Raw genomic sequence first — 11,364 nt, forward strand, 5'->3', positions numbered from 1 at the left:
CCCCATGTCCCTTTTGTGCGCTTTTGGGGTGGCTTGGGGGTCGCTCTCGTCAGGCCGCGGCGCTGTCTTTGCGTTCGTTCTCCCCGGTGCCATTGGCCTCCGGGTACGAGCGCCAGCGCTTGCTGACGATCAAGCGGGCGCCTCGGACGAAGGTCATGTACGACCAGGCCCACTGGATCAGCACGAGCACGCGGTTGCGAAAGCCGGTGAGGTAGTAGATGTGCACGAGCAGCCAGGTCCACCAGGCGAACAGGCCGCCGAAGCGGACCTTGCCGGCTTCGACGACGGCGCGGCTGCGGCCGATGGTCGCCATCTGGCCCTTGTCGACGTAGCGGAAGGGCTCGCGCTCACGGCCGGCCCCCTCCCCCCCACCGAGATCACCGAGGATCATGCGCGCGACGTAGCGACCTTGCTGCATCGCCACGGGGGCCTGGCCGGGCAAGGGCTGGCCGTCCTCGCCGAGGGCGCGGGCCAGATCGCCGGCCACGAACACCTCGGGGTGTCCCTCGATGCTCAGGTCCGCGCCGACGTGAATGCGGTTTTGTCGGTCGCGCTCGAACACCGCCTGCTCGGCCCCGGCGACGTCCTCGAAGTCCGCCGCGCGCACGCCCGCGGCCCACAGCACCGTCGCCGCCTCGATGCGCTCCTCGCCGACGTTGACCCCGTCTGCGTCGACCTGGGTCACGCGGCTCCCGGTCCACACCTGGACGCCGAGGCCCTCGAGGTCTCGGGTCGCCCGGCTGGCCAGCGAGGCGTCGAAGCCCCGCAGAATCCGGTCGCCAGCTTCGATGAGGATCACCCGCGTCAGCTTGGGATCGATGGTCCGAAAGTCCTTCGCCAGCGTCGTCCGGCTCATCTCGCCGATCGCCCCCGCGAGCTCGACCCCCGTCGGGCCGCCGCCGACGATCACGAAGGTCAGCAGGCGCTTGCGCCCGGCCCCGTCCGTGGGGTCCAGGGTCTCGGCCTGCTCAAAGGCGGTCAGCACCCGGCGGCGGATCTCCGTGGCCTGCTCCACCGTCTTGAGCCCGGGCGCGTGGGGCTCCCAGGCCTCGTTGCCGAAGTAGGCGTGCATGGCCCCAGCGGCGAGCACCAGGTAGTCGTACTCGAGCTCGCCAAAGTCGCCCCGGACGACGCGCGCGTCCGCGTCGACGGCCTGGACCTCACCCTGGATCACCCGGGTGTTGCGGTACTCGCTCAGCAAGCTGCGGATGGGTGCTGCGATGTCGGCCGGGCTCAGCCCCGCCATCGCCACCTGGTAGAGCAGGGGTTGGAAGAGGTGGTGGTTGCGGCGGTCGATGAGCACGACCTCGAGCTCCCGCCCGGGCCCGCGTCGACCCGCCCGGCCGAGGGCCTTCGCCGCGTTCAAGCCCGCGAAGCCTCCGCCCACGATGATGACCCGCTTGCGGGTCGGTCCCTGTGCTTCAGTCATGAAGCCTCTCCTTTGTGCGACAGCGAAACGCCGCCGCCTCTTTCAAGGTGACGGCAAGAGAGCCGTGCGGCAGCTGCTCGCGCCGGCAATTTATTCGCTTCGCCAGGAGGGCCTAGGCTGCTCGCAGAGGCTGTGAATGGATTCACAGCCTATTTTAGCCGTCGTGGACGACGCCACGCCCTCCCTGCCCCACGTCCACGACTCAACAGACGCCGACGTCGGCCCCGCCGGCCTCAGCGAGCTCTGCCTCGACGGTCTCCACGTGGGCGGAGTCGCCGACCTCCACGGTCACCAGGACCTTGCCCGCGCTCCCATCTCCGAGGGGAAGCGCGGCCTCGCGCAGGGCCATCTTGGGCAGCCGCGTGCCCGCCATCATCCCGGCCAAGAGCCCGGAGAGGATCCCGGTCAGCAAGCCCATGAGCGCGCCGATCCCCACCGTCAGGCCCATGATGTCGAGGGTCGCCCCACCGAGCGCGCCGATGCCCAGGCCGACCACGCCGCCGAAGGCGGTTCCGCGCACGGTGTTCTCGCCGGTCGTCGTCGCCGACTCCGGCAAGAAGTTGCCGTCGAGGGGGCTGCGCTCGTGGGTCTGGACCGGGAAGCTCGGCCGCTCGGGCGTGCGCCGGTTGAGCGCGGCGACGACCGCCTCGCAGTCCGCCGCCGCCTCGAACATGGCGTAGACGATGGCCACCCTACTCGGCCGCGTCCTCGTAGGCCTCGAGGGGCGGGCAGGTGCAGACCAGGTTGCGGTCACCAAAGGCGTTGTCGATGCGCCCCACCGCCGGCCAGAACTTGGACTCGCGCACCCACGACAGCGGGAAGGCGGCCTGCTCCCGGGGGTAGGCCCGGGTCCACTCGTCGCCGCACACGGCCTCGGCGGTGTGCGGCGCGTTCACCAGGGGGTTGTCCTCGCGCGGCAGCGCGCCGTCCTCGACCTGGCGAATCTCCTCGCGGATGGCGATCATCGCCTCGCAGAAGCGATCGAGCTCGGCCATGGACTCGCTCTCCGTCGGCTCGATCATCAAGGTGCCGGCGACGGGGAAGCTCATGGTCGGGGCGTGGAAGCCGTAGTCCATCAGCCGCTTGGCGACGTCCTCGGCCTCGATGCCCGCGGACTGCTTGAAGGGCCGCAGGTCGATGATGAACTCGTGGGCGACGCGGCCGTTGGCGCCCGAGTAGAGCACGGGGTAGTGCTCGCGCAGGCGCGCGGCCATGTAGTTGGCGTTGAGGATCGCCACCTGAGTCGCGCGGGTCAGCCCGGGGGCGCCCATGAGCGCGATGTAGACCCACGAGATCGGCAGGATCATCGGGCTGCCGAAGGGCGCAGCGGCCACGGCCCCGACGGCGTTGGGGTTGTTGGTCGGCGCCAGCGGGTGGCCCGGCAGGTGCGGGGCGAGGTGGGCCGCGACGCCGATCGGACCCATGCCCGGGCCGCCGCCGCCGTGGGGGATGCAAAAAGTCTTGTGCAGGTTGAGGTGGCAGACGTCAGCGCCGTAGTCCCCCGGGCGGCACAGCCCGACCTGGGCGTTCATGTTGGCGCCGTCGAGGTAGACCTGCCCGCCGTGCTCGTGGACGACGGCGCAGATGTCCTTGATCTGCGCCTCGAACACGCCGTGGGTCGAGGGGTAGGTGATCATGATCGCCGCCAGCTTGGCCGCGTGCTTGGCCGCCTTGGCGCGCAGATCCTCGAGGTCGACGTTGCCGTGCGCGTCGGTCTTGACGACCACGACCTTCATGCCCGCGAGCACGGCGCTGGCCGGGTTGGTGCCGTGGGCCGAGGTCGGGATCAGGCACACGTTGCGGTGCGCCTCGCCCCGGGCCCGGTGGTAAGCGCGAATCACCAGTAGACCGCTGAACTCGCCCTGAGAGCCCGCGTTGGGCTGGAGCGAGACCGCCGCAAAGCCGGTGATGTCGCACAGCCAGTCGCCCAGGCTGCCGAACAGCTCCGCGTAGCCCTGGACGGTCTCGGCCGGGGCGAAGGGGTGGATGTCGGCGAACTCGGGCCAGGTCACGGGGACCATCTCGGCGGTCGCGTTGAGCTTCATCGTGCACGAGCCCAGGGCGATCATCGAGCGGTTGAGCGACAGGTCGCGGGCCTCGAGGCGGTGCAGGTAGCGGAGCATCTCGTGCTCGGCGTGGTGGCGGTGGAACACCGGGTGCTCGAGGTAGCTCGAGCTGCGCTGGTGCGGCGCGGGGTAGTCGAGCTCGCCCTCGACCGCGGCCGCGTTGGCGGCCACGGCCTCGACCGAGACGGCCTCGCCGGCGAAGATCGAGACCAGCTCGGCGAGGTCGGCCAAGGTCGTGGTCTCGTCGAGGCTCAGGGCCAGGCGGCGCCCGTCGACGCGGCGCAGGTCGACGCCGCGGGCCGCGGCCGCGTCGACCACGGCCATCGCGTCGGCGTGGGCGACCCCCTCGGGCACGCCGATGAGCAAGGTGTCGAAGCGCTGCTGGTTGAGCAGCTCGTAGCCCCGGGCGCTCAGCTCGCGGCCGAGCAGGGCCGTCAGCCCGCGGACCCGCCGGGCGATGCGGCGCAGGCCCTCGGGGCCGTGGTAGACGGCGTACATGCTGGCCATGATCGCCAGCAGGACCTGGGCGGTGCAGATGTTGGAGGTCGCCCGCTCGCGGCGGATGTGCTGCTCCCGGGTCTGCAGGGCCATGCGGTAGGCCTGGGCCCCGTGGGCGTCCTTGGACACGCCGATGATCCGCCCGGGCATCTGCCGGCGGTACTTCTCGGAGGTCGCCATGAAGCCCGCGTGCGGGCCACCAAAGCCCCGCGGCACGCCGAAGCGCTGGGCCGAGCCCACGGCGATGTCGGCCCCGAACTCTCCGGGCGCGCGCAGCAAGGTCAGCGCGAGCAGGTCCGTGGCGACGACCAGCAGCGCCCCGACGCCGTGGACCCGCTCGGCGAGCGCGTCGTAGGCGTGGATGTTCCCGTGGGTGTCGGGGTACTGCACGAGCACGCCGAACACCTGCTCGTCGAGCTCGGTGGTCATCGCGTTGCCCACCCGGACCTCGATGCCCAGGGGCTCGGCGCGGGTCTGGACCACGGCGAGGGTCTGGGGGTGCACGTCCTGGCTGACGTAGAAGACCTGGCGCTTGCCCTTTTTGATCGCGTGGGCCATGTGCATGGCCTCGGCCGCGGCGGTCGCCTCGTCGAGCAGCGAGGCGTTCGACAGGGGCAGGCCGGTCAGGTCCGAGACCACGGTCTGGAAATTGAGCAGGGCCTCGAGCCGCCCCTGGCTGATCTCGGCCTGGTAGGGGGTGTAGGCCGTGTACCAGCCGGGGTTCTCGAGCACGTTGCGCTGGACGACGCCGGGCGTGATGCAGCCGTAGTAGCCCAGGCCGATGTAGCTCTTGCGGACCTGGTTGCGCTCCGCGAGGGCGCGCAGTCGAGCGAGCAGCTCGTGCTCGCCGAACTCGCGGCCGGCCTCGCCGTAGTTCTCGATCCCGCGCAGGCGCAGCGGGCCGTCCATGCGGATCGCCGCCGGGATGGTCTCGTCGACGAGCACGTCGAGGTTGGCGACCTTGCAGGCCGTCAGCATCTGTTCGATCTCGGCGTCGCTGGGCCCGACGTGACGGCGGACGAAGGTGTCGTTGGGGGCGAGGAAGCTGGGGGTCGGCGTGCGCTCGGCCATGGGAAGCACTCGGTCTGGACGAAGGGTCGAAGCAGTCGCGGCGAGGTCGTTGGGGCCGCAATCACGGGCAACATAAGGCATCCCCGGGCGCCCTCCTAGGGCGCTACTTCGCGCCTCTCCTGCCCGGGCTCACACCCGCACCGTGCGCGAGACGACGGGGCCCCGAGGGTGCGCAACGGCCTGTACAGCGCCCTCTCCAGCGCCCCTGCGCCTGCGGCCCGAAGTCGACGGTGCGCGGCCCAAAACACGTATAGTTCGGACCATGCGGTGGACGCTCTTCCAGCGCGTCATGCAAAAGCTCGTCGAAATCCGCGAGCTCGACCCCCGGCGCGACGCGACGACCTATGCCGAGCAACTTCTTGCACGGTGCCCCGCGCTCTTTGCCGAGCTCGGAGGGGCGACGGCCCTGCCGGCTCAGCTCGCCGCGCGCGCCATCGCCGAGGATCACCTGCGCGAGATCTGCGGGCTCGCCGAGCACGTCGTGGCCCTCCAGGACCGCACCGGGCACCCGAGCAACGAGTACCTCGTGCGCCTCCTCGCCCTCGCCTACTTCAGCTCGGACCACAACGTCGTGGCCGACGACGCGCCCGCGGGCTACGGCATGGTCGACGACTGCATGACGGTCATCGCCGTCGAGCGCCTCGACGCCGCCGGCCGCCTGCCGTGCACCGACGAGACCATGCACCGGGTGCGCTACATGAGCCTCGCGCTGTCCGAGGACACCCGGCCCAAGGTCGAGCGCATCCTCCAGCGCGCGGCGGGCTTCGCCCGAGCCTGCGCCGAGGCCTCGGAGCAGAGCCTCGAGCGCGTGACCCTCGAGCTCATCGAAGGCCCGCCGGAGCGCTTCCCCCTGCCCAACGGCATCCCCCTCGCGCCCATCGACTCGGACACCCTCCACCACCTGTCCCTGCCCCCCGCTCGCTTGCTCGAGGCCGAGGCCGGCGCGCTGACCATCGCCTTCGACGACGGCATCACCCTGCGTCGCTCGCCCACGGGCGAGCTCAGCGAGCGAGCCCAGGCCTAGGAGCGCCGTGGACAGCGACGCAGCCCCCGAGATCGCCTTCGTCCTCACGCGCAAGCAGCTCGAGCTCGTGGGGCGCCAGCAACCTCGCTGGTCGCGGATGCGTCGCCGTCGGGCGCAGACCCTCGTCCTGTCTGCCCTGGTGCTGGTCCCCGCCTTGGTTCCCCTCGCCCTCGGTCGCCCCGTCGCCGCGCTCGGCTGGCTCGCCCTGGCCGCGGTCTACATCGGCACGCTGTGGAGACGCAGCGCCGACCAGCGCGGCTCCCCGCCCGCGTGGCACAACCGGATCCGCGCCCGCGTCGACCCGGACGCGCTGCGCCTCGACGACGACTGCTCCCGCTCCCGCCTGGCCTGGACCGAGATCGAGTACGCGCTGACGCCCTCCTTCCTGTTCTTTCTCTACCGCCACGACCGAATGTGGTGCGCGGTCCCGCGGGAGGCCTTTGACGACCCCGAGGACTGCCAGCGCTTCATCGACGCCGTCGAGGCGGCCCTCGCCGACCCGGTCCCCTTCGAGCCGCCGCTGGCCCTCCCCCAGCGCGGCCCACGGGAGGGCGCGTGGACGGGGCCCGTGGTCGCCTGGGGCCTCGGCGCGGCCTGCCTGCTCGGGGCGAGGAGCGAGTCCCTCGGCCTCGCGCTGCTCTTCAACTGCCTCGCCGCCGCCTTCGCCTTCCTGGGCACGGCCTTGCTGCCCAAGCCCCAGGTCCTGCGCCCGGCGAGCTTCGCCGATCCCGAGGACGCCCCGCTCACCTGGATCGCCGACCTGCGCAGCCGCTACTTGCTCGCCGTCGGCTGCCTCGCCGTGGCCCTCGCCCTGTTCGCCGGGAGCGCCCGAGCCCCGACGCTGCTCGGCGAAGTGCTCGCGCTGCTCGCCGCCATGTTCTGCGCCTTCGGCCTGCTCTCGGCCTCCTTCGAGGCTCGGGATCCGCCGCGCCCCGTCGCCATGGACCACGACGCTCGCGGCCTGCGTCGAGTCGACGCGAGCAGCGAGCGCTGGATCGCCTGGGCCGCCCTCACCCCGCCGGAGCAGCGCCGCGACACCATCGTGGCCCGCCGACGCCTCGACCAGGCCATCTTCGTCGACGTCCCAGACACGGCCTTCGCGACCCCCGCGCAGCGCACGGCCTGCTTCGCGGCGCTCAGTCGCCACGCCGACGCGGCCGCGCAGGCGCCCGACAGCGCAGTCGGGAGCGAAGCGCTCAGCCAGTCGCCAGCGGATTGAAGCCGCCCGCGCGGGTCTTGGTCCGGGTCTTCACAGCGCCAGCAGCTCCGTGTCGAGCAGGCCGGCGAGGCGCACGAGGTTGCCGAAGCGCTCGGAGGCCTTGTCCTGGTCTGCGGCCCGCCCAACCTGGCGGCCGACCAGGCGGAAGGCCCGGACCCGGCGGCTGCGATCGAGCTCGGCGCACTCGCTGGCGATGGCGTCGGCGTCGGTGCGCGGCTCGGCGGCCAGGGCGTAGAGCTCGGCCCGCAGCTCGGGGCGCGCGGGCAGGCGATCGACGAAGCGCTCGAAGCGGCCGCGCTCCCGCCCCTCGATGGGCTGTCCCCCGCCCAGGCAGTAGGCCAGCAGCTCGGCGACCCGCCGGGCGTAGTTGCGCTCGCGCTCGCGCCAGCTCGCGCGCCAGCTCGACAGCTGCTCCGACGCGATGCCCAGGCCGCCAGCGATGCGCTCGAGCACGGCGATCTCCGGGACGTTCTCGCTCTCGTCGACCATCGCCATGGTCCACGCCTCTTCCAGCAGCAACTCGTGCTGGTCGGCGGCGGGGCTGGGCAGCTCGGCGTAGCGAGCCTCGAGCGCCGCCGCGTCCCCGAGCATGCCGAGCCAGTCCGAGTAGCTCTCCGTGGGGATGCGATCGTCGATCATCGCCATCAGGCGCTCGACCTCGTTGCCGTCGAGGTGTCCGTCGGCATGGGCGATCAGCCCAGTCGCAACGAGGATCCACTCAGTCTCGGGGGACACCGACATGTCGCGGGGATGCTAGCAGGACCGGCGCCCCCGTGCGCGAGTGCAACAACGAATCAACTCACCCCGAGGATGAAATTTTTCCGCGTCCACGGCCTTCGCGCGGGCTGATACCCTGAACGGGTGAACGAGCCGAACAACCAAGGCCCCTCGCCCTACGCCCCCCCGCCGGGCGCGAACCCTTACGCCTCGCCCTACGCCAACCCGACGGACGCCGGCAACCCCTACGCGAACGCCAACCCGAACCCCTCGGGCGGCGCCGACAACCCCTTCGCCTCGCCGCCCGCCAACCCCTACGCCCCGCCGGTCGACAACGCCTACACCGACGCCGAGCCCCTGAGCTTCGAGGACCCGGGCAACTTCTGGTTGGGCTTCCTCGCCGCCTTCTTCTTCGCGCTCCTCGGCCTGATCATCGTCTGGATCCGCGGCAAGCCCGAGAGCAAGCGCGGCGCCGCGTGGGGCTTTGGCATCCGCTTCGGCCTCGGCCTGCTCGTGGGCCTCGCCGGCGCGCTCGCGGGCTGAGCGGGCCCTCGTCCCCTTCGCCCCCGTCGCTGCGGGAATCTGGGAGTCTGCGGGGGCGTCCGGTATAGGATGGCCATGTCCTCCCTGGTGATGTCCGCGCCCTCGACCGAGCCCCAGACCGCCACCGCCCAGCCGCTGCGCGTGATGATCGCCGGCGGCGGCACGGGCGGGCACCTGTTCCCCGGCATCGCCCTGGCCGAGCGCGTGGTCGCGGCGGGCGGCGAGGTCTGCTTCGTCGGCACCGATCGCGGCATCGAAGCTCGGGTGCTGCCCGAGCAAGGCTGGCCGCTCGAGCGCATCGAGGTCACCGGGATCAAGGGCCGCGGGATCAAGGGCTTGCTCACGGGGCTGCTCCGCCTCCCGCGGGCGTGGCTCCAGAGCCGGGCCATCATCCGCGACTTCGCCCCGGACGTCGTCGTTGGCGTGGGCGGCTACGCCAGCGGGCCGATCGTCGCCACCGCCTGGTCCATGGGTCGGGCCACGGCCATCCTCGAGCAAAACTCGGTCCCCGGCATCACCAACCGCATCCTCGGGCGCCTGGTGCGGCGGGTGTTCGCCACCTTCCCCGACGCCCGCGGAGACTTCCCCGCCCACAAGCTGGTGCTCGCGGGCAACCCGATCCGCGCCGCCTTGCTCGAGCGCCTCGAGCGAGCCCGCAGCGACGCCGAGGCCGACCAGGCCCGAGGCCGCGCGCCCCGGCTGCTCGTGTTCGGCGGCAGCCAGGGGGCCCGGGCGATCAACCGCGCGATGGTCCAGTCGATCGCCGCGTTGATGGAGGCCGTGCCCGAGCTGGAGGTCTGGCACCAGACCGGCGAGCGTGAGCTCGACGAGGTCCGCGAGGGCTACGCCGCCGCGGGCGTCGACGAGGCGCGCGTGCGCGTGGCCCCCTTCATCAAGGACATGGGCGAAGCCTACGCCTGGTGCGATCTCGCCCTGTGCCGCGCCGGCGCGACCTCGCTGGCGGAGCTCGCGGCCGTGGGCTGCCCCGCCGTGCTCATCCCCTTCCCCCACGCCACCGACGACCACCAGACCCACAACGCGGCCTCCCTGGTCGCGGCTGGGGGCGCAGTCATGATTCCCCAATCGGAGCTCGACGACGCGCGCCTGGTCGACACCCTCGGCGCGCTGATGGCCGACCCTGCGCGGCTCTCGGCGATGCGCCAGGGCATGCTCAGCGCCGCTCGGCCCCAGGCCGCGAGCACGATCTACGCGGCCCTCGCCGAGCTCTAATCCAGACTTCGACGCCCTCGAACTGTCCATTCGAGCGCACGAATCGCGACCCCAAAGCCCGCTATGATGTCCGCCGATGGAGGTGGGCGGGTATCGCGGGACGGACATCGTTCGGGAGTCCCTGCGCAGCGTGGTCTGGCGCGGGCTTCGACGCAGCGACGGGCGCCCCGTGGTCATCAAGACCCCGGCCCCCCACCTGGCCCCCGCCCAGGTCCGGGCCCGCTTTCGCAACGAGTGGTTGATCGCGCAGCTCGTCGACGCGCCGGAGCTCGTCGAGGTCCTCGAGCTGATCGACGAGCCCACGGCGCTGGCCCTGGTGTTCGCCGACGACGACCCCGAGCTCCGCGCCCTCGACGAGCACGCCCTCGCCCAGCCCCCGGACACCGCCGCGTGCGTGCGCGTGGCCCTGGCCGTGCTCGACGCCCTCACCCACCTGCACGCCAAGAGCGTCGTCCACAAGGACATCAAACCGAGCAACGTCCTGGTCAACCCCGACTACGGGCGCGCCGTGCTGATCGACTTTGGCATCTCGGCGGTGCTGCCCCGGGAGCTGCGCTGGACCACCGGGGCGCGCATCGAGGGCACCCTCGGCTACATGCCCCCGGAGCAGACCGGGCGCATCGATCGCGCCGTCGACTACCGCAGCGACTACTACAGCCTCGGGGCCACGCTCTACTGGCTGCTCACGGGCGAGCGCCTGTTCCCCGAGCTGCGCGAGGCCAGCGAGCTCATCCACGCCCAGCTGACCCGGGTGCCGCCGCTGGCCCACGAGCGCGCCCCCGAGCGCCGCCTGCCCCCGGTGCTCTCGCGGGTCGTGGCCAAGCTGCTGCGCAAGTCGGCCGACGAGCGCTACCAGGGCTCCCACGGGCTGCGCCAGGACCTGCGGCGCATCCTCGACGCCCTCGAGGGGCCGGGCGAGGTGCCCGAGTTCGCCATCGCCAGCCGCGATCCCTCGGAGCGCCTGCGGCCCCCCCAGCGCCTCTACGGCCGGGATACGCAGCGCGCCCGCTTGCTCGAGCTGCACCGCCAAGCTCGCCCCAGCGCCCCCAGCCTCGCCCGCGTCCGCGGGCCCTCGGGCTCGGGCAAGTCGGCCCTGCTCGACGATCTGCGCAGCGCCCTGACGCAAGAGGGCGCGAGCTCGGTGTTCTCGGTCCGCAAGTTCGACCAGTACAGCCAGGCCGATCCGCGCACGGGCCTCGGGCGCATCCTCGAGGGCATGCTGGTCGCCGTCCGCGACCACCCGGAGGTCCCCGAGCGCGCCCTCGCCGGGGCCATGGCCGAGGCCATGGGCGCGAACGCCTCGCTGCTGCGCCCCCTCGTCCCCTCCCTCGGGCCCATGCTCGACGCCCTCGCGCCGCGCCCCGAAGCCACGTCCGCGCCCCCGTCGGTCGGGCCCGCCGAGCAGCGCGATCGCTTTTGGGACACCGTCGAGGGCTTCGTCGAGGTCCTGCGCCGCGCCCCCGTGGCCCAGGTGCTGGTCCTCGACGACGTGCAGTGGGCGGACGCGACCAGCCTGCGCCTGGTCGAGCTGCTCGTCCGGCCCAGCCCCGCCGACGCGCCCGAGCGG

Annotated in this window: 9 protein-coding genes; 5 read left to right on the top strand and 4 right to left on the bottom strand. The window is 72.2% G+C overall.

Annotation, left to right across the window (positions count from 1 at the left end):
- Window positions 1-49: 49 nt before the first annotated feature.
- The 3 genes from PPSIR1_RS16895 to gcvP all read right to left on the bottom strand — a co-directional run bounded on the left by PPSIR1_RS16895 (window position 50) and on the right by gcvP (window position 5,064).
- Complete coding sequence (locus PPSIR1_RS16895) at window positions 50-1,429, bottom strand: NAD(P)/FAD-dependent oxidoreductase (RefSeq protein WP_006972315.1); 1,380 nt, start codon at window positions 1,427-1,429, stop codon at window positions 50-52.
- 202 nt (window positions 1,430-1,631) lie between these two features.
- Complete coding sequence (locus tag PPSIR1_RS16900) at window positions 1,632-2,120, bottom strand: hypothetical protein (RefSeq protein WP_006972316.1); 489 nt, start codon at window positions 2,118-2,120, stop codon at window positions 1,632-1,634.
- A 1-nt stretch (window position 2,121) separates the two neighbouring features.
- Window positions 2,122-5,064 carry an aminomethyl-transferring glycine dehydrogenase gene (gene gcvP / locus PPSIR1_RS16905; protein WP_006972317.1) on the bottom strand — a complete coding sequence of 981 codons (2,943 nt, stop codon included), beginning with the start codon at window positions 5,062-5,064 and terminating at the stop codon, window positions 2,122-2,124.
- Window positions 5,065-5,326: 262 nt separating this feature from the next.
- Here gcvP and PPSIR1_RS16910 point away from each other — a divergent pair, with 262 nt between their 5' ends.
- Both PPSIR1_RS16910 and PPSIR1_RS16915 read left to right on the top strand, forming a co-directional pair.
- The gene (locus tag PPSIR1_RS16910; protein WP_006972318.1) at window positions 5,327-6,088 is read left to right on the top strand and encodes a hypothetical protein; all 762 of its coding nucleotides are present in this window, start codon (window positions 5,327-5,329) and stop codon (window positions 6,086-6,088) included.
- A 7-nt stretch (window positions 6,089-6,095) separates the two neighbouring features.
- Entirely contained in the window at window positions 6,096-7,307 is a 1,212-nt protein-coding gene (locus tag PPSIR1_RS16915) for a YcxB family protein (protein WP_006972319.1), read from the top strand.
- A 30-nt stretch (window positions 7,308-7,337) separates the two neighbouring features.
- Here PPSIR1_RS16915 and PPSIR1_RS16920 read toward each other — a convergent pair whose 3' ends face one another.
- On the bottom strand, window positions 7,338-8,048 hold the full coding sequence (locus PPSIR1_RS16920) for a tellurite resistance TerB family protein (protein ID WP_006972320.1): 711 nt from the start codon (window positions 8,046-8,048) through the stop codon (window positions 7,338-7,340).
- A 120-nt stretch (window positions 8,049-8,168) separates the two neighbouring features.
- Between PPSIR1_RS16920 and PPSIR1_RS47945 the strand changes: the two genes are divergently transcribed.
- From PPSIR1_RS47945 to PPSIR1_RS16935, 3 genes are all read left to right on the top strand, one after another.
- Window positions 8,169-8,567: a hypothetical protein gene (locus PPSIR1_RS47945; protein ID WP_006972321.1), complete on the top strand. Its 399-nt coding sequence runs from the start codon at window positions 8,169-8,171 to the stop codon at window positions 8,565-8,567.
- 75 nt (window positions 8,568-8,642) lie between these two features.
- Window positions 8,643-9,797, top strand: a complete 1,155-nt coding sequence (gene murG, locus PPSIR1_RS16930) for an undecaprenyldiphospho-muramoylpentapeptide beta-N-acetylglucosaminyltransferase (protein ID WP_157595643.1) — start codon at window positions 8,643-8,645, stop codon at window positions 9,795-9,797.
- Window positions 9,798-9,873: 76 nt separating this feature from the next.
- On the top strand, window positions 9,874-11,364 hold a 1,491-nt coding region (locus PPSIR1_RS16935; protein WP_006972323.1), incomplete at its 3' end, for a serine/threonine protein kinase.

The organism is Plesiocystis pacifica SIR-1, from assembly GCF_000170895.1.
In the GTDB taxonomy this organism is placed as follows: Bacteria; Myxococcota_A; Polyangia; order Nannocystales; family Nannocystaceae; genus Plesiocystis; species Plesiocystis pacifica.

Excerpts from the sequence above, each read along its gene's own strand:
- PPSIR1_RS16895 (WP_006972315.1), bottom strand. The coding sequence starts at position 1,429 with ATGACTGAAGCACAGGGACCGACCCGCAAGCGGGTCATCATCGTGGGC.
- gcvP (WP_006972317.1), bottom strand. The coding sequence starts at position 5,064 with ATGGCCGAGCGCACGCCGACCCCCAGCTTCCTCGCCCCCAACGACACC.
- PPSIR1_RS16910 (WP_006972318.1), top strand. The coding sequence starts at position 5,327 with ATGCGGTGGACGCTCTTCCAGCGCGTCATGCAAAAGCTCGTCGAAATC.
- PPSIR1_RS16920 (WP_006972320.1), bottom strand. The coding sequence starts at position 8,048 with ATGTCGGTGTCCCCCGAGACTGAGTGGATCCTCGTTGCGACTGGGCTG.
- murG (WP_157595643.1), top strand. The coding sequence starts at position 8,643 with ATGTCCTCCCTGGTGATGTCCGCGCCCTCGACCGAGCCCCAGACCGCC.